The organism is Bacteroides faecichinchillae JCM 17102, from assembly GCF_000614145.1.
GTDB lineage: Bacteria > Bacteroidota > Bacteroidia > Bacteroidales > Bacteroidaceae > Bacteroides > Bacteroides faecichinchillae.
Genome location: NZ_BAKK01000010.1, coordinates 18,526 through 37,988, shown reverse-complemented (window position 1 = coordinate 37,988; position 19,463 = coordinate 18,526). Strand labels below are relative to the sequence as shown.

12 protein-coding genes and 3 pseudogenes are annotated in these 19,463 nt (G+C 38.4%); 4 read left to right on the top strand and 11 right to left on the bottom strand.

What is annotated here, in order from left to right; translation table 11 throughout:
• Window positions 1-70: 70 nt before the first annotated feature.
• The 10 genes and pseudogenes from JCM17102_RS07195 to JCM17102_RS07155 all read right to left on the bottom strand — a co-directional run bounded on the left by JCM17102_RS07195 (window position 71) and on the right by JCM17102_RS07155 (window position 12,066).
• Window positions 71-904: a transporter substrate-binding domain-containing protein gene (locus JCM17102_RS07195; RefSeq protein WP_025074592.1), complete on the bottom strand. Its 834-nt coding sequence runs from the start codon at window positions 902-904 to the stop codon at window positions 71-73.
• Window positions 905-918: 14 nt separating this feature from the next.
• Window positions 919-2,961 (bottom strand): putative porin, encoded by a 2,043-nt coding sequence (locus tag JCM17102_RS07190; RefSeq protein WP_025074591.1) that lies wholly within the window; start codon window positions 2,959-2,961, stop codon window positions 919-921.
• A 121-nt stretch (window positions 2,962-3,082) separates the two neighbouring features.
• Window positions 3,083-3,625, bottom strand: a complete 543-nt coding sequence (locus JCM17102_RS07185; protein WP_025074590.1) for a 2-oxoacid:ferredoxin oxidoreductase subunit gamma family protein — start codon at window positions 3,623-3,625, stop codon at window positions 3,083-3,085.
• Between the two features lie 20 nt (window positions 3,626-3,645).
• The gene (locus JCM17102_RS07180) at window positions 3,646-4,410 is read right to left on the bottom strand and encodes a thiamine pyrophosphate-dependent enzyme (protein WP_025074589.1); all 765 of its coding nucleotides are present in this window, start codon (window positions 4,408-4,410) and stop codon (window positions 3,646-3,648) included.
• A 193-nt stretch (window positions 4,411-4,603) separates the two neighbouring features.
• Window positions 4,604-5,686 carry a 3-methyl-2-oxobutanoate dehydrogenase subunit VorB gene (locus JCM17102_RS07175; RefSeq protein WP_025074588.1) on the bottom strand — a complete coding sequence of 361 codons (1,083 nt, stop codon included), beginning with the start codon at window positions 5,684-5,686 and terminating at the stop codon, window positions 4,604-4,606.
• Window positions 5,687-5,697: 11 nt separating this feature from the next.
• Window positions 5,698-5,925, bottom strand: a complete 228-nt coding sequence (locus JCM17102_RS22525) for a 4Fe-4S dicluster domain-containing protein (protein ID WP_033886607.1) — start codon at window positions 5,923-5,925, stop codon at window positions 5,698-5,700.
• Between the two features lie 34 nt (window positions 5,926-5,959).
• Entirely contained in the window at window positions 5,960-6,241 is a 282-nt protein-coding gene (locus JCM17102_RS07170) for a tetratricopeptide repeat protein (RefSeq protein ID WP_025074587.1), read from the bottom strand.
• 166 nt (window positions 6,242-6,407) lie between these two features.
• Window positions 6,408-9,884 carry a DUF1080 domain-containing protein gene (locus JCM17102_RS07165; protein WP_025074586.1) on the bottom strand — a complete coding sequence of 1,159 codons (3,477 nt, stop codon included), beginning with the start codon at window positions 9,882-9,884 and terminating at the stop codon, window positions 6,408-6,410.
• A 23-nt stretch (window positions 9,885-9,907) separates the two neighbouring features.
• Window positions 9,908-11,162 (bottom strand): annotated as a pseudogene (locus JCM17102_RS26585) (Gfo/Idh/MocA family oxidoreductase).
• A 19-nt stretch (window positions 11,163-11,181) separates the two neighbouring features.
• Entirely contained in the window at window positions 11,182-12,066 is an 885-nt protein-coding gene (locus JCM17102_RS07155) for a sugar phosphate isomerase/epimerase family protein (RefSeq protein ID WP_025074585.1), read from the bottom strand.
• 380 nt (window positions 12,067-12,446) lie between these two features.
• On the opposite strand from JCM17102_RS07155, the pseudogene JCM17102_RS26580 reads away from it, so the two are divergent.
• The 3 genes and pseudogenes from JCM17102_RS26580 (at window position 12,447) to JCM17102_RS07140 (ending at window position 15,939) form a co-directional block, all read left to right on the top strand.
• A pseudogene (locus tag JCM17102_RS26580) lies at window positions 12,447-13,990 on the top strand (AAA family ATPase).
• Window positions 13,983-15,422, top strand: coding sequence for a vWA domain-containing protein (locus tag JCM17102_RS07145; RefSeq protein WP_025074584.1), 1,440 nt, complete (start codon window positions 13,983-13,985; stop codon window positions 15,420-15,422). The pseudogene JCM17102_RS26580 and the gene JCM17102_RS07145 overlap by 8 nt, the downstream one beginning before the upstream one ends.
• A gap of 34 nt (window positions 15,423-15,456) precedes the next feature.
• Window positions 15,457-15,939, top strand: coding sequence for a DUF456 domain-containing protein (locus JCM17102_RS07140; RefSeq protein WP_025074583.1), 483 nt, complete (start codon window positions 15,457-15,459; stop codon window positions 15,937-15,939).
• Window positions 15,940-16,030: 91 nt separating this feature from the next.
• Here the strand turns inward: JCM17102_RS07140 and JCM17102_RS07135 are convergent, their stop codons facing one another.
• Window positions 16,031-17,008, bottom strand: coding sequence for a GntR family transcriptional regulator (locus JCM17102_RS07135; RefSeq protein ID WP_025074582.1), 978 nt, complete (start codon window positions 17,006-17,008; stop codon window positions 16,031-16,033).
• Between the two features lie 292 nt (window positions 17,009-17,300).
• On the opposite strand from JCM17102_RS07135, the pseudogene JCM17102_RS32370 reads away from it, so the two are divergent.
• A pseudogene (locus JCM17102_RS32370) lies at window positions 17,301-19,387 on the top strand (glycoside hydrolase family 127 protein); the annotation flags it as partial.
• Window positions 19,388-19,463: the final 76 nt, after the last annotated feature.

The following is a 19,463-nucleotide window of genomic DNA, read 5'->3' as shown; positions in this document are numbered from 1 at the left end:
AAAAGACAAAGATAGGGCTATTTTTTATTAAGAGCAACTTTATTAATTGCTTTTAAGCTGTGTAGAATTATTATTTGTAGTATTTACGATAGATTTCTTGATACTCTTTTCCTTTCTGGAATTTATCCAGCCAAGTGTTCAGACTATCCAACAATACAGGAGATTGTTTGCTAACGGCCCAGGAGTAAAACTGAGTAAAACTGATATCCGTATTAATATCTATCTGTGGTAATGAATCGATAACTGCTTCGGCAATGCTTTCGTCACAGACCACGTAATCTATATCTCCATGGGCAACCATAGAGATGAGTTGTTCCGGCCCATATTTCTCAATTTCTTTAATGTAGATGGTATCTCCAATTTCATTTCCGAGGTTACGAATACGAAGGATGGAGGGAGAGCCTTTTACTACATGGAGGGTACGACCTGCCAGATCCAGTTGATTTTTGATGTAAATTGAGTCATTTTCTCCAACTTCTTTCCGTTGTACAAGTATTTGTTTATTGAGAATGATAGGAGAGGTCAGCAGGAGAGAATCCTTAAATTCACTGGTAGCTAATATTCCGTGAGCTATTACATCGTAACGTCCCTCACTGAGTCCTTTCAGACGTTCATCAAAACTCATTTCGGGGGTAATCTCAGCTTTCAGTCCTTTGTTGTGTGCAAAGGCTTGTATTAGTTCGTAGTTGAAACCGGAAACGGTATCTCCGTCTACATAGAAACTAATGGAATTGTATTCGGTAGCTACGCGCAAAACTCCTTCTTTTACAATGGCGTCATAATCACGGGGATGCCCTATAGCTGTTTCTTGTTTGCTACAGTAGCGAAAAGCGAAAATGATTGCCGATATGGTTATTACCGGCAATAAATATTTGTGGACTTTCGATTTCACTTTTGATTCCATAACCTATGCAAGTATTAATCATAGAAATTCCATGAAAGACCGAATTTAAGCACACGTGGATTGATCGGGTAGTGGGGGGCTAAGAAATAGTCCGGTTTGCTTATACCTTGGTTTACATGATACATCATTACATAGAAACGGGTACGTTTCAAGTGCAAGTTGGCATATACATTCACGATTGGATAACCACCGATCTTTACACGATCATCGTCCGGTTGCAGATAGAACTGTTCAGTAGCAGGCATATATGCCGGTGCAAAATATTTAGTAAAGTAACGTACATCAGCACCCAATTCTACACTAAGTACCTTTTTTGCCAGTTTAAACTGCATATAGAAGTTATGATATAACGAGAAATCAGGTAAAGGAAGTACATCCTGGTCACTGGATTTCTGCCAGACAATCTCATTATCCAAGTGAAAGATACCTAATTTGAAGTCTTGATTGAAACGGGCTGAGAGTACTTGCAGGCTTCCGCTCTTTTGGGCGGGCAATGCTTGTTGGTTGAAATAAGTATAGTTTTTAATATTCTCGACACCAACATTTAGGCGAGTTCTCCAACGGGCAATGTTTAATTCGCCTTCTACTCGAGTATGGAATTCTTTTGCCATATCATCATCCCACCAGAAATGTTTAGAATGATAATGACGCATATAAAATGGTGCCATCCGATTGCTGACTTCTCCACGAACTACCAGACCTACCGTATCTTTCCACAATGGGAAGTTCAGATCAATATCTCCTTTTACATTGAATTGACCGATTGCTGTTCCTGCAAGTCCCACTTCACCAATTGCATGGTAGTGTAGAATATTACCTTCTCGTTTGGATAGTTCACCACCCACGAAGATTTCGTTTTCGTTGTAATGATCAGATTTCAAACCTTCCAGGTTCATCAATGAGTATTTACTCAACTTATGCGAAGCAAATGCAGTCAGACCGGCTTTGGCATATTTATTAAAGCCTTCCAGCAATGCAATACCTACTGTATTTTTTACCCCTACATAAATCGTGCTATCTTTTACAATCGGATCTTCGGGATTTAAATATGTATTTTGGTAATAGTCTTTGACGTTGTCTTTTGAACGGAAAGTATGTCTTGACCGCTCCACTTGAAAGGTATGTATAAAACTTGTAACCGGTACAAATTCTTGTTTGGTAGGTGTCGTGTCGTTCTCAGCCTTAGGAATATCACGCCGGAATCCCAAGTTGTAACGCTGAGTCATGAAGACATAAAAATTATGATTACGATTTGCACTGGCATCCAGTACGGTTGGTATGTTTATTGATTCATATTTCCTGACTCCATTTGCTATATCTTCGGGTGCAGTAATATAACGATCGTCTGTGATACCTCCATTCTCATTCGTTTTCAAGTAGTTATTGCTGTATATAGCTTGTATCTGATAACGGTCGCTGATATAACTGCCAAAGAAAGCAGCGTTGAAGTATGAAGTCCCCTGATTATTATAATATCCTCGTCCATATAAATAATCAATATTAAATCCGAAAGCTAGTTTCTTATTTACATTTACAGAGAAATATGAGTTAAAGCGTTCTTCTCCATTTACCTTATTACCTGCTTTATGATACGTCAGATTAGTATAGGGTACATTACTGTTCGTAAAATTAAATTCTGTGGGACGAATAAAAAAGCTTGAGAAGGGTTCCATGAAAATCGTTGGCTCCGGATAACGGCGGTCAAAGAAGATACGGGATAAACGGGGGGAACCCATATTGGCTAAATAATTATAATGACCTGTAAGTCCTTCTGTGAGATTGGAGTTTTGGAAGTGATGAAAAGCGGTATCTGCCGGAATCATGACTCGGTCACCCAATTCATTTTTGATACGCCACATATAGAGTGTAGGTGGTAATCCTTGTACCTCTACGTTTGCACTATCTAGCTTATCAGGAAGCATGGCGGGGTCAATCTGATTACCATATTGGTCACGACCGTTTTCGTCATATTGTCGGTTACCTTGATTGAACTGCGCATGGGCAGTAGTCAAGCCTATAACGAAAAGTAATATATATATAAGTAAAATTCGTCTCATAATTGGAGGCAAAGATACTTACTTTAATTGATTTAATGATAATGGATAATTGAAAATTATGTTGCATCCGCAGTTTGCGTAGCTAATAATTATCAATTATCCAAGATCTATTATTCTTTGATCAAGCTTCGCGGATAAGTTCCATGCCTTTCTTGATCGCTGCTTCATTCATCGGAATCAAGTGGTGATGACGTTCCGGAAGTGTTTTCTTCAGACCTTTGATGACATTGTCTAATGTGACCATAGGAAGAAGTTTTAGCAAACCGCCAAGTACGATCATATTAAATGCTTTGGCATTGTTCATTTCGTTGGCTGCATCCATAGCGTCAATGCGGTATACCTTGATATCTTTGCGTGTAGGAGGGTTAATGATTCCGTATCCATCGTATATAAGGATACCACCCGGTTTTACTTTATTCTCAAATTTCTCAAGTGAAGGTTGGTTCAGGATGATAGCTGCATCATATTTACTTAAAATAGGTGATGAGATCTTGTCATCACTTACAATTACAGTTACGTTGGCTGTTCCACCACGTTGCTCAGGACCGTATGCCGGCATCCAGCTTACTTCCTTACCTTCCATCAGTCCGGAATAAGCCAAAATCTTACCCATAGACAATACGCCTTGTCCACCGAATCCTGCTATAATAATTTCTTCTTTCATTGTTCTGCTGACTTTTAGCGTTATTCTTTATCTTTTAAATCACCTAGAGGATAGAATGGGAACATGTTTTCTTCCATCCATTTATTCGCCTTTTCCGGAGTCATTTTCCAACCGGAGCTGCAAGTAGATACAATTTCTACAAGGTTAGATCCTTTACCACTCATAGAATTTTCAAAAGCCTTACGAATCGCTTTTTTCGCTTTACGGATGGCAGGAACTGTGTGTACGGACTGACGGGTAACGTAGGCTGTGCCTTCCAATTGAGCTGCAATTTCTGTAATTTTTAGTGGGTATCCATGCAACGCTACATCACGTCCGTAAGGACAAGTTGAACTTTTCATGCCAACTAATGTTGTAGGTGCCATCTGGCCGCCGGTCATACCGTAGATGGCATTATTGATAAAGATAATAGTAATATTTTCACCTCTATTCAGTGCGTGAATTGTTTCGGCAGTACCGATACAAGCCAAATCACCATCACCTTGGTAAGTGAATACGAGACGATCGGGCCATAATCGTTTGATAGCTGTGGCTACTGCGGGAGCACGTCCATGAGCTGCTTCTTGCCAGTCGATATCCAGATAATTGTAGATGAAGACTGCGCATCCTACCGGTGAGATACCGATGGTCTTATCTTCCATACCCATTTCCTCAATTACTTCGGCAACGAGTTTATGTACTACACCATGACTACAACCTGGGCAGTAGTGCATGGAATTATTGTTCATCAGAGTCGGTTTCTTATAAACCAGATTCTCGGGCTTGATTATTTCTTCTTTAGTCATAACTTCTTCTCCTTATCTGTTGGTGAACCGTATAAAAAACTCCATTATCTTAACGAACACAGCAGTACCGCATACGTAGATAAATAATTTAAAGTCGTCTCTCGCTACAAAGTAGATAATTACAGATGCTATAGCCAGAATAATAAAGACGATGTTTAGAACGTTTCTTATCTTATCGGGATTCATCGTTTCGTTATTTAATTAGTTTTTCTACCAGTGCTTCTACGATCTCGTCCGGATCGGGAACAATACCGCCGAGACGTCCGAAATGTTCAACGTTGATTTTACCGTTTACTGCCAGACGGACATCTTCAATCATCTGTCCTGCATTCAGTTCCGTTACGAGCATACCTTTTACTTTATCGGCATAAGCTGCAATCGCCTTAGTTGGGAAAGGCCATAAAGTAATAGGACGTAAAATACCTACTTTAATACCTTTTTCACGTGCAATTTCCATTGCTTTCTGACCAATACGTGCCATTGAACCAAATGCAATAATCAGAAATTCTGCATCTTCGCAGTTGATTTCTTCAAAACGCACTTCGTTTTCTTCAATTTCACGATATTTAGCTTGGAAACGGAGATTGTTGATCTCCATTGCTTCTGGTTTCAGTTCGAGAGAAGTAATGATGTTCGGTTTCCGATCTTTTGTTTTTCCAGTAGAAGCCCAAGGACATTGTTCGATTACTTCAGCTTCTGTACGACGTTGCTTTTGAGCAGGAAGAACTACTTTTTCCATCATTTGTCCGATAACTCCGTCGGCAAGAATGATAGCAGGGTTACGGTATTTGAAGGCCAGTTCAAAACCCAAACTAACGAAATCTGCCATCTCTTGTACAGACGCTGGAGCAAAGGCGATTAATTTATAGTCACCATGACCACCCCCTTTTACAGTCTGGAAATAGTCAGCCTGACTTGGCTGGATCGTTCCCAAACCGGGACCCCCACGCATTACGTTTACAATCAAACAGGGGAGTTCCGCACCTGCAAGATAAGAAATACCTTCTTGTTTCAAACTTACACCCGGGCTGGATGAGGAGGTCATGACCATTTTTCCGCTTCCTGCACCTCCATATACCATATTGATAGCTGCTACTTCACTTTCTGCCTGAAGTACTACCATGCCAGTGGTTTCCCAGGGTTTCAGTTCGGCAAGTGTTTCCAACACTTCCGATTGGGGAGTAATAGGATAACCGAAGTACCCATCCGCACCACAACGGATAGCTGCATGAGCAATGGCTTCGTTACCTTTCATTAATACTACTTCTTCTGCCATATTCGTTTCTTTTATTCACATTTAACTTTATACACTGAGATACATCCGTCCGGACAAACTGTCGCACAAGAACTACAGCCGTTACAGGTATCTTCTTTCACTTGGAAGGCATAGTTATAGCCTTTCATATTCACCTCTTTATTGAGGGAGATTACATCGAGCGGACACGCTACTACACATAGGTTGCACCCTTTACAACGCTCTGTATCGACTAGGATTGCTCCTTTGATTTTTGCCATATTCTTTAACTTTATTACGTTACCTTTATTTCGATTATTGATTGTACATATCTTTGTGATAGAAGTTCAGGATATCTATCGCCATCTTTCGAGCTTGTACGGCAGGACTTTCGGGGTTAAGATCGATGGCGTGTTGGTAGTTATCCAAAGCCTGTTTCCAATCTCCCTTTTTTCGGTAGGCATTTCCCAGTAAATAGTAAAGAGCATCTTTCTTTGGTTCGACAGAAATATCTTGGAGGAGTTGATTCAATTGCTCTATTGCTTTATCCACATCTCCCCGATTAATAAGCTCTTTTAAAATATCTATTTGCTCCATTTTTTCTTATTTCGGGATTCTGACTCGCAAAGATAGCTTTTATTTGAATAAAGATGGCAAATAAACTCGGAAATTTGCACCCTTTTGTTTTTATTGGAATAAAAATGCAGCATAAGCAAATGAATGCTTATGCTGCAACAACTAAACTATGGAATAAGAATAATGCTTATTTCAACTCTTTAATACGGATATTTCTAAACTTGACTGGAGAACCATGTCCTAAGAAACCGATATGTCCTTTTTTGTTGAATAGTCCCGGATGTTTCTTATGATCGGCTGTACCGTTCTTAGTAGCTTCGCGAATATTACCTTCTGTGATAACAACACCATTCACTGTTACGCGGATGTTGTCACCGTTTGCTACAATTTCTTCCACATTCCATTCGCCGACAGGTTTGAATATACCATGATGATCAGGCTTTGCCGGAATAATACCATATACAGAGCCATGATGTTGCAAAGGAGTGATGTCCTTATAGATAGGATGTTCGCAATCCAATATCTGAATTTCCATTCCTACATAAGCAGCGTCTCCTTTCATTGGAGTACGTATACCAACACCATTGTTAGCACCGGGAGTCAATTGGAATTCGAAGCGGAAGACAAAATTGTCATATTCATCCTTTGTATACAGATTACCACCGAAGCTTTTACTTGGGTTCAGGGAAATACAATTATCTTCCAATGTATAGTCTACTGTATTTCCGGTCCATTCATGCATATTGGTACCGTCAAATAATATCTTGAAACCTTCTTTCACTTCCTCTGCGGAAAGTTTGAATGGTTCTTTACGTTCCAGCTCTTTTATATAAATGTTTCGGTAATATACCTTGCTTCCATGTGCTTGTAATTCAATTTGTTCTATTGGGAAAATTGGTGATTTACGATCCCAGTAGTTTTCGAGGATTACATCATCTACTACCTTTTCTCCATTTAGAATTACTGTTACACGGTCGCCCACCATCTTAATATAGAAACTGTTCCATTCTCCCAACTTATTGTCTGCAACTTTGGACGGTTTACTCTTGTTCACCTGGTTGTTATATAAGCCACCAGAACCTACTTGGGCACCTACATTTGTACGGGAAGTATCCCAGATTTGTACTTGAGGAGTGCCACGCAAATAGATGCCGGCATCTGCTTCGGGACCTGCCGGATCAAGCATCCAGTCTACGTACATTTCAAAGTCACCATATTGTTTTTCCGTACACAGATTATCAAAGCCTTTGCCTACAAATGCTAATAGCCCATTTTCTACTTTCCAGTCTCTGCGCATAGCTTCATCGGCTTTTTTCTGGGCCTCTGCCAATTGAGCAGGTTTCATTTTAGCCCGGACAATTGGATTTTCTACCAATCCTTTCCAACCGGTCAGGTCTTTGCCATTGAAGATAGATACGAAACCTTCACCTTGAGGCATTTCAGCTAAATGCTTCTTGATAGCCTCTTTTTGATAACGTGCATCCGGATTGTCCAATACTTCCAATACTTTATTTAGTAAATCGCGGACATTGGTTCCTATATATTCTTTGTTACCTAAAGCAATGTTCATGACAGCATTGGCTGCTGCTTGCTGTACAGGTTTCTGATCAAGGAATTCGCCTGCATACAGCATTCCAAGGAATGTATCAGTCTTTTCGATCTGTTGCAGAATTGCTTTTTTCTGTGCATCTGTTTGAGCAATTTCCATTGCCTTGCGTAGGCTTAACAAGCGTCTTTCACCTGTGAATGCAGGATTAGATACTAATTTTATGTACGTTTTAAGTCCTGGTTCGAAGAATTTGGAAGATGGATTCTGCTTACAGATATTATACAATTCATCAGCCACTTGGCTGTCTTTCCAGTTCAAAAGAGCTTCAAATGCAGCGTCCTGTTTAACACCTGTGTTAGAGTGGAAACCTTTCACAATGGTTGCCAATACTTCTGACTGACCAGTGGAAGATAGTACTAGATAGTAAAGATATTGTTTATCACCCGCTTGTGACATACGGCTATTCACAGTCTTAACCTGTTCCTTTACCGGTAATGAAGAAATTGCAGAAATCACAGCACGCTGCATAGCAGGAACTGTTTGTACATCGGCACTTTCCAACATTTTACACATGGTGTCAATGTCTTTATTGCTTACTACATCTTTCAGTGTTGCATAAGCTACTTTTTTAACTTCGGGAGAACCGGATTGTATTTGTTCTAATACTGTGTTTAAGTTATTGCTAGCTTTACGCATAGACAATAATTCAATTCCGGCAATTTTACCAGCGTCAGTGGAAGAGGGGATAATTTCTGCTACTGCGTCATTAATATTTCCAGGGAAAGCAACTAAAGCATCTTGTCCTAATAATACGATTTGCTTGTCGTTATCCTTCAATAATGCTGCAATAGAAGGAATACTTGCAGGATTACCCATTTTAACTAATGCCCATACAGCAGCTTGTTTTACATCAAAGTTTGTATTGGCTATTTGTTTCAATAAGACCTGTTGGAGAGGAAGCCCAGAACGAATCTCTAGATTCTGGATGGTTTCATGCTTAGATGTTTTTTTTGCTTCACGTCCTATCCAGCTCAGAATATCTACTTTCACTTCAGGCTTCGCCTTTTCCATTGCTTTTGCCAGCTCAATATATAAATTCTTATCTGCGTAGTGGGAAGCGTAATTTAAAGCAGCGTTCCGATAATTCCTACTTGGACTCTTCATTGCAGTTAGAATTAACTTGGTAGCATTTGCATTGTCGCTCTGTCCTTTGGCTAATTCGGCGTGTAGGAGAGTCTGTAGTGCTGCTTCGCTTGTTTGTTCCTTACCTGCTTTAGCTGCATCTTTTTGTAATTTTTTGGCAGCTTTCGTTACCTCTTTTAGATGTCCTTGCTCGATCAGGCGGTTTAATAATATAATATAAGCCTCGTTGGCTCCTTCTTTAGTCATTGTATATCCATCTTTCGCTGCGGCGTTTGCCAATGCATTCAATGATTTCAGACTTCCTATCTGGCTTAATGCATACAATAATTCAGTTTGTATTTCCGGGTTGGAAGTTTCTAACAATGTAAGTAGAATATCTTCTGCCTCTGTAACCTGCACATCTCCAATTGCCTGGATAATATTCTTTTGCGTTTTTGGTGAACCGCTACGGCTTTTTAAAGCAGTAGTTAGAATTGCTCCTGCTTTAGGACTGCCAATAGAAGCTAGTGCACATGCGGCAGGACTGCTTAATGACTCATCGTTGAGATAAGTGGCAAGAACATCCACACATTCATCTTTTCCTAGAATTTGAAGTTGGCGAATGATAAAAGCTTTTTTCTCACGTTCACTTGCTTTATCCAAGGCTTTCAGATATGCATTAGCGATGGTCAGACGTGCCTTTTCTTCCCCTTTTGCCATAACATAATGGCTTAAACCACTTAAAGCATAATCCACATTTGAGTTACTACCTTTGCCCGGCGGATTGATTCTGTCTATTAACATCAAAACGCCCTCTTCACCAGTAGAACTCAGTTCTTTAATTAGTTTATTGTACTCTGCTTGTTTAGCTGCTGGCATTTGAACCAACACATCGGCTACGGTAGTTTTTGCCGTACGGTTGGCTGGCGATTGTGCCATTAGCATGCTTCCGCATAATAACAAAGTTGCTATCGATATATATACTTTCTTCATGTGTTTTCAATTTTTTGAATGACCTAAATATTCCACGGCGCTCTCGACGGTTGATCCAACAAACGGTTAGCTGCTTCGTCATCCACAAACTCAAGTTTTACAGGATCAAAGTTTAACGTTCTGTTTAAACGAAGAGCAGCGGCTCCCATATTGACTATTGTTGCCGAACGGAATCCGTTTCGTTCGTTCAATGCAAACGGCTGACGGGATTTAACACTCTCAAGGAAAGTTGAAATCTGTGGCTCAGGCTCTGGGTAATCAGCAAGTTTCTTTTCCCAATCAGGTATGTCACATACGAAATTCTTATATACATTACCATTAGGACCTGCAATATATGGAGTGTTCGGATCACCAAAGTCTCCACCCCAAAGTACAATCTGACAGCCATCGTCATAAGTATAAGTAATCGAACGCCAAACCCCGACTGCATCCGGATGTTGTTGAGGAGCATCTACTTCTACTTTCACCGGGCTGGTGTCATCTTTACCTAATATATATTGTACAGGTCGATATAGTGTTGTCCCATATCACCTAAACCACCACTATCATAGTCCCAATATCCGCGGAAATTCTGATGAACACGGTGAGCATTGTAAGGCTTATAAGGAGCCGGGCCCAGCCACATATCATAATCTAGTTCAGCTGGTATCTGTTGTGGCTCTAGATATTCTTTACCTACCCAGTAGAATTTCCAATCAAAACCTGTATGCTTGCTGATTGTCACTTTCAATGGCCATCCTAACATACCGCTCTGTACTAATTTCTTTAAAGGCTTCACCGGTGTTCCCAATCCGTAGAAGGATCTTTGAAACGGAACCAAGTGTTCAGACGGAACATACGTCCGTATTGTTCTACTGCTTCCATTACACGTTTACCTTCACCGATTGTACGTGTCATTGGTTTCTCACACCAAATATCTTTTCCGGCTTTTGCAGCTTCTACTGACATGATTCCATGCCAATGAGGAGGAGTTGCAATGTGAACGATGTCCACATTAGGATCTAAGATCAAATCACGAAAATCATGATAAGCAGCAATCTGATCTTTTACTAGTTTTTTGCCTAGTTCAAGATGCTTTTTATCAACATCACATACGGCAACCAAGCGTGTGCCTTCATAGTTTACATGACCTCTACCCATGCCTCCAACACCAATAATACCTTTGGTCAATTGATCACTTGGAGCAATATAACCGTGTCCCAATACGTGACGTGGTACAATTGTGAAAAGAGCTAGTCCTCCGACAGTTTTTAAGAAGTTTCTTCTGTCCATTCCCATAGTAATAAAATTTATATGATTATTTATCTAATAGTGCCTGCAAATATTTACGAGTCTTAATTACATAATCTCGATTGCTATCCCCTAACTCACACTCAATGGTTAAAGCTCCCTGGAAGTTTTGTTTCTTCAATTCTTCAATTACAGCTGGAAAATTGACATCTCCTTCGGGTATATTTACTTCTTTGCCTAATACATAAGGATTATTCGGATCAGGATATTTTCCGTCCTTTGCATGAAATTCTTTAATCAAACTACCGAATAATTTTACAGCATCAAGTGAATTTGCTTTTCCGTACATTAATAAATTAGCTAGGTCGCAATTGATAAAAAGATTTCCTGTACCTATGTCTTTAATCGCACGAATCAATGTAATTGGGGTTTCCTGTCCTGTTTCAAAATAGATCATGACATTACGTTCTTTAGCGTAATTTGCCAATCCTTTCATTACTTCAATAAAACTTTTGTATTGCTCAGAAGCTAAATCTTCCGGGATAAAACCAAAATGAGAGTGCATGGCTGGTATGTCTGCCATTACGCAAAAATCAATCATTTTGCGATAAACTGCTAGTTTTTCTTCACGCCCATTTTCAGGGACTAAACCGATTGTTGAGGGACCTTCCTTGAAATTCCAAACACAATGTCCGGGAACCGAAACTACTGTGGTAACTTTAATCTGATGTTTTTTAGAGGCAGCCTTTAGTTTTTCAGCGAAGTTTTTATCCATTTTCTGGCTGTATTGGAGTTGGCAAGAACCAAATCCGGAATCATGTAGTTCTTTGAAGCTTTTATCAATATCACTCCAATCATATTGAATAACACCTATAGTGATTTTATTCTCTGCTTTTATTCCGCAAAGGGGAATTAGGATGATTAACAATAATAAGTTAAATCGTTTATTCATTGTATAAATGTTAAAATTGGCTAACACAGGTATGGTTTTAAAATTAGGATAATAATATATGTTATCCATGATATCGACGAAGGAGTAAAATAAAGTTTTTACTAAATCCTTCTAATAGCTGCTAAAAAATTAAGGTCCTTTCTTTTTCATTGTATTAGTGTTTCGTTTCTGGTAGATATGGTTGTTTTTCTATTTTGCAAAGATATTCTTTTTTTTTCTAATAGTATGTAATGTTTGAGATAAAATAAATGAAAAAGTTAATGTAATATCGATTTTTTTGAAGATATTTTTATTTCGCCCTAATAGGTTTTATGTAATGCTCGCTATAAATATGCTTTTTGTTATCTTTGATGCAATTTTAGATTTTAGTATATAAGGAAATGGAAATAAGAGAACGTATACAGTTATTATTGGCTGAAATGAACCGGGGAGTCTACGAAAAGGAAACGGAAATAAACTTGTCCTTGTTGGCTGCTTTAGCCGGTGAAAGTATTTTGTTGTTGGGGCCTCCGGGAGTGGCTAAATCTATGGTAGCACGACGGTTGAAAAGAGCTTTTGTCAATGCAAAAGCTTTTGAATATTTAATGTCTCGCTTTTCCACACCTGATGAAATCTTTGGCCCGGTAAGTATTAGTCGGTTGAAAGAGTCGGATAGGTATGAGCGTATTGTCGAAGGATATTTGCCTGTGGCTGATGTGGTATTTTTGGACGAAATATGGAAAGCGGGTCCGGCTATTCAAAATACTTTATTGACAGTAATCAATGAAAAGTTGTTTAGGAATGGAGATTCAGAATTAAAGTTGCCTTTAAAATTATTGGTTGCCGCTAGCAATGAATTGCCTTCGAAAGGCGAAGGTTTGGAAGCTTTGTGGGATCGTTTTTTGCTTCGTGTGATTTGTACCTGTGTAAAGCAGGAAGATACATTTTATAAAATGTTATTGGATGATAATGTCGAATTAGAAGATTCGGAATGTCAATGGCAGATTTCGGACGAAGAATATGCGGAGTGGCAAAAAGAAATACGTCGGATAACTGTTCCTACTGAGGTTCTGTTATGTATTACTGAGATTCGTAAATGTTTAGATAAAGTTAAAATAGAAGCTTCCGAAATTCACCGTAATGTGTATATAAGTGATCGACGTTGGAAAAATATTGTTCGTTTGTTAAAGACCTCCGCTTTTATACATGGATGTTCCGAAGTTCGTATAACTGATATTTTACCTATTTATCATTGTTTGTGGAATGAACCGGACGAATATACAAATATCCGTCAAATTGTGATTCGTGCATTGTTTGTCTCTTATATGAAGGAACTTTCATCTATCACTTTATCTCTTAAATCAGATTTGAAGGTAAGTCGTGTACGTGAAGCATTAGAGAAGGCCAGGCAAAAAGGAGATCGTCGGGATGACGATTTGTTGATTATAGATCATTTTTATTATCAGGTGGAAAATCATGGTACTGGTAATACCTATATTTTTATTGTGGATTATAAAAATATGAAAGAGTATAGTACAAAAGATACGCCAACGGTAGGAGTGATGTACACCGATCCCTTAAATCCGAAACGAACAATTATCCGTGCTTTTTCGGGTGTTCCTGACGAACAAAATGCTGAGCGGGTTTCGTTGTTCAGAGATAGTAGACATCTGTATATTAATGGCGTACGTTTTCCTATGAAGAGACTTAATAGAGGGGAGCAACAACAGTTGTGGCTGGGAAATCTGTCTGTAACAGATAGAGATTATGAAACAGAACTGGAGATCGTTAATAAAAAATAGATAAGCAAGTGAAAGGTTTGCGGGAAAATATATTTGTGACAGAAGAAGATAAAAAAGAAATCGATCAATACATAGCCACTATCCGTAAAGAAATTGCATGGGCACGTGTGGATGTACGTAAATTGCGGTACGGAGATGAATAGATATACTTCGGCTTTTTATATCCAGGCATTGGATAAGTACATGAAAACTGGAGAGTGTGCAGAAACAGACTCGGAACCGTTGTATGCCTATTTATTGTCTGTTATGAATGATCCGATTATAAAAATACAGGTTTTGAACAATGATATCTGTGCTTGTATTTTTTATGATACAATGGTTCAATTTATTAAGTTGAATTTAGAGAAGGAGAGATATAATTTGCAGAAGAGTCAGTCGGAGCAGGAGGGAATGGAACTTGCGTTGGAGTGGTCGATAGAACGACGCAGGCATGGTTGGCAGGCACTGCTTAAACAATTGGATGATGTATATCAGGAATATGGCTTTGATCATCGTTTCTACAGAGGGCAGTTTGGGCAGGAGGGAAAGTATGCTGATGACAAGTTATGGGAGAAAATGGTGGATGATTGGAAAGAAGCTTTTCGTCAGAAAAATCAGAAACAAAAGGAGGCAGAAATAGAACTGCGTAAAGATAATCTGGAACAGAGGATGCGCTCTAACTTTAAAAATATTCCGGAGTATTTGGATAAGAATAAAGTAGAGAAGGATGAATTTTTTCAATCATGGGGATTAATGAATGGTATTTGGAATACAATTGATTTTGAACGGATACGAAAGATTGTACGTATTCAGAGAGAATTTCCGGAGATACTGAAAGTAGCAAATAAAATGGGGCGTATTGCTGATGATGACGGTCAAGAGCTGTTATCTGTGGCAGAAGGGGATATTTATAAAATGGAACATGCTTCTAAATGTGATATATTGGGTATTACAATCGGAAATGATTTAAACTCACTGTTGCCTACAGAATTGGTCCATTGTGCCGATACTGAGTTAGAAGATTTATTTGTTTATAAATACCTTACCCATAAACTTCAAAACTTCCGTTATAAATCTGAGATTATGCAACCTGCCAGAAAATTGGAAGTGAAGCCGGCGGTATTGAGAGGACCGATGATCGTTTGTCTGGATACTTCCGGAAGTATGGTCGGGAAACCGGAAAAGATAGCTTACTCATTGATGGTGAAACTATTGGAGATAGCCGATAGGCAAAAACGTGATTGTTTTTTAATTGCTTTTTCTGTGTCTATCACCCCAATTGATATTCGAAAAGAACGGGCGAGACTGCTTGAATTCTTTTCTACTACAGCTTGTGGAGACACAGATGCAACACAAATGTTGAAAGCTATGTTTCAATTGCTTCAATCAAATAAAGTATATATGAATGCAGATGTATTGTGGATCAGTGATTTTAAAATTCCCCTTTCTTCGTCCGAACTGACCCGGCAAATTCAAGAATACCGGAATGCTAATACACATTTTTATGGTTTGCAGATTGGTATTGCTGAGAATGAGTGGATTCCTTTTTTTGATCGCATTTATCAGATTAATTATACTCCGATAAGGCGTTATTGATATTATTTTGTTTATATAATAAATAGGAAATAAAATGGTAGATGTTATTCTTATTATATTTAGTGCTGTATGTATGATTACAGGTTTGATTGGTTGTATCATTCCGATGCTTCCCGGACTTCCGATAGCTTATGTCGGTTTGTTACTGCTTCATGCAACAGATAAGGTTCAATATACTACTACTCAATTGTTGGTATGGTTATTGATTGTTGGCGTTCTGTTGGTCTTGGATTATTTCACTCCGATGCTTGGTAGTAAATATGGTGGAGGTAGCAAGTGGGGAAGTTGGGGCTGTATTATCGGAACCTTTGTTGGATTACTTTTTCTTCCGTGGGGAATCATTATTGGACCATTTCTGGGAGCTGTGATCGGGGAATTGTTGGGAGATCGAGAATTTCATCAGGCAATAAGATCGGGTATAGGCTCGTTAATCGGTTTCCTGTTTGGAACAATCTTGAAACTGATTGTATGCGGATATTTTTGTTATCAGTTTATTGTTGGGGTATTCCATATGTAGAATTTTTAAGGCATTATTTATAATAATTGCAGATAATGCCTTAATTTCACTTTCTTATTTAATGATAAAAACACTATATTACTCTTGGACTTTACAAGGATTTTCTAATGTTAAGTATCCAAGGATTTTCGTATGTCTCAATACTCTTTTTTCCGATAAGTGAGGCCATTGTTTTACCCATTAACTTGAAATCAGTAGATAGGGTTGTTATTCCACCTGCAAGAATTTCTTTTAAGGGAGTATCATTATAAGATATAATGCCAAATTCCTGACCAGGAGTTAAATCCTGCTTTTTAGCCTGCTTTAACACGTCTACTAAATCTCTGTCATTTACAAGTATAAAAAGATCTCCATTCTTAATTTTTTTACCTGTTATATTATTCAGATATTTATGTTCGAAACCATGTTCCTTGCTGAATCTTTGTAAACCGTCATACCGTTCATAAGGTTCTTTAGCTTCACTTTGCACCATAAAAATCCGCTTGTATTTCTCTATATGCTTTAATTCAAACTTCAATGCTTCGTAAGTGTCTTTCTCGAAATTTTGTGTTACAGACGAATATTTCCCTTTGAGTTCGTTATGACAATGATCCAATAGAAATACTTTTCCGGATAAAGATTGCAATAATGGATCTAATCCCTGGAATTTCCCTGGCATTAATATATAAGAAGTATATTTACCATTTGCATCATTTACGAGGGTTTCAAATACTTTCCGATTATAATTGTGGAAATAAATTTCTACAGTAGTAGTTTTATCTATGTTTTCAATAAAGGAATTATAAAGTTCTTCTTTAAACTCATTGAACTCATTGAATAAAAGTAGAATCCGATGTTTTATAGTTAGTTTTGTACTTGCGATATAATATCCTACACCAGGAGTAGAATCGATGATTCCTCTGGATTTTAATTCACTGATTCCGGCAAAAACAGTATCTCGTGATAAATTATATTTTTTTCTAAACTCGTTGATGGAAGGAATCCAATCTCCTTTTCGGAAATCTCCTTCGTTTATTCCTTCAATCACATAGTTTACTACTTGTTTATATTTAGATTCATTGAGTTTCATTGATTCTATAATTTGTTTCCGGCACAAAGGTAGCTTTTTTAGTAATTGGCTAGTATGAACTGGTCTGTGTTTTATAACATAAATATAATCGTACCAGTTCGTACCAGTATTTGTTTTTTTATCCATATCTTTGCAGCGATCTTTCAGTAGGACAATAATCGCATCTTATGGAGATTGGAGTGACCCAATATTGTGTTGTTATCTTGAAATTAGAAAGGAAAGTTATCTTATGGAAGAAGGAAATATGTAATTTGTATGGGACAATAATATAACTACTAAATTAAAATATAGGATGGAAAATAAGCTTTGGTGTTTTGTTTCAATGGCATTAATTGCGGCAGGAAGTGTTACAACATCTTATGCAAAAGATGATGGTAAAACTCCTATTCAGTTTATTCCGGTTAAGGATGTGCAGATTAATGATGCGTTTTGGACTCCGAAATTTAACCGATGGAATAGTGTTACAGTCCCTGATGTTTTCAATAAGTTTGAAGGAAAACATTTAAAGACTGCCGAAGAGCAAAATAATAATAATATTTTTATGGATTTCGATGAAGTTGCTGCCGGAAGAAAGGGTACAGGGCATAGTGCCGGTCTTCCTTGGTTCAACGGGCTGGTTTACGAAACAATTCGAGGTGTATCTGATTTGCTGATGCAACATCCTGATAAAAAGCTGGAGGACAGAATTGATAAATATATAACCCGCATAGAAGCAGCTCAAAAGATTGATTCCAATGGTTTTATAGATACTTATACGGACCTTGTGCAACCGGAATATCGGTGGGGAGAGAATGGAGGTTTTTTGCGCTGGCAGCATAATGTATATAATGCCGGTATGCTAATTGAAGCAGGTGTTCATTACTATGAGGCTACAGGAAAAGTGAAATTACTAGAAGTAGCAGTACGGTTGGCAAATTATATGTGTGATTTGATGGGGCCTGCTCCAAAAAAGAATATCATTCCTTCACATTCCGGACCTGAAGAGGCCGTTATTAAATTATATTGGTTATTCAAACAAAATCCTGATATTAAGAAGCAAATTAACCTTCCGGTAGATGAGACTGCTTACTGGAAATTGGTTACTTTCTGGATGGAGAACAGAGGAAAACATTGTGGCTATCCATTGTGGGTTAAGTGGGGAAATGAGAAATCGGAGCAATGGATTCGGGAACAAAAATATAAAGATCCTCAGTTTGGGGACAATGCTCGTCCTTCATGGGGAGATTATGCTCAAGATTCTATTACTATTTTTGAACAGAAAACTATTGAGGGACATGCGGTGCGTGCTACTTTGTTAGCTACGGGTGTTGTTGCTGCTGCTTTGGAAAATCATTCCCCGAAATATATTCAGACAGCTACTGATTGGTGGGACAATATGGTAGGCCGGCGTATGTTTATAACCGGTGGTGTGGGTGCTATTCATTTTGATGAGAAATTCGGAGAAGATTATTTCCTTCCTACTGATGCTTATTTGGAAACTTGTGCTGCGGTAGGAGCAGGCTTCTTCAGCCAACGGATGAATGAGCTGACAGGTGAAGGTAAATATATGGATGAGTTTGAACGGGTATTATATAATAATGTATTAACAGGGATTTCTCTTTCCGGTGATAAATATACTTATCAAAATCCGTTGAATTCGCATAATCATTCTCGTTGGGAATGGCATTCTTGTCCATGTTGTCCTCCGATGTTCTTGAAAATAGTATCGGCAATGCCGGATTCATCTATGCAAAACAAGCTGATCAATTGATGGTTAATCTGTTTGTTAGCAGCCAAGCTACGATAGAATTGGATCATAATACAGTCCATGTTCAGCAAGAGACTGGATATCCTTGGACAGGAAAAATTAATGTAACTCTTCAGCCGGAAAAGAGAGGCAAATTTTCTGTGAAAATAAGAGTTCCGGGATGGGCACAGGGAGTTGAGAATCCTTATGGACTTTATCAATCAAATCTGATTTCGCAAATAACTTTGGCTATCAATGGAAAATTGGAAAAGGTGAAAGTAGTCGATGGTTATGTTGAGATCAACCGTAATTGGGGAAAAGCGGACCGAATAGAATTGAATTTACCTATGCAGCCCCGCATCATTACTGCCTGCGAGCAGGTTAAGGATCTTAAAGGAAAGATAGCTCTGGCTTCAGGTCCTGTGGTATATTGTCTGGAGGAAATAGATAACGCGGGGTTGGATCATTTGAGAATTGATACTAATTGTTCTATGGAATTAGTACCTGAAAAAGGTCTTTTGGAAGGAGTTAATGTGATAAAAGGAGTGGCCGTTGATGATAAGAAACAACAGATTAATTTTACTGCAATTCCTTATTATGCTATGGGAAATCGTAAACAAGGAGCTTATGAAGTTTGGATTCCTATTAATAAAGATGAACTCATTGAGATAGATGCGTCAAAAATAGAGAATACTATCCCTGCTTATCTTTATGGATCTTGTATAGAAG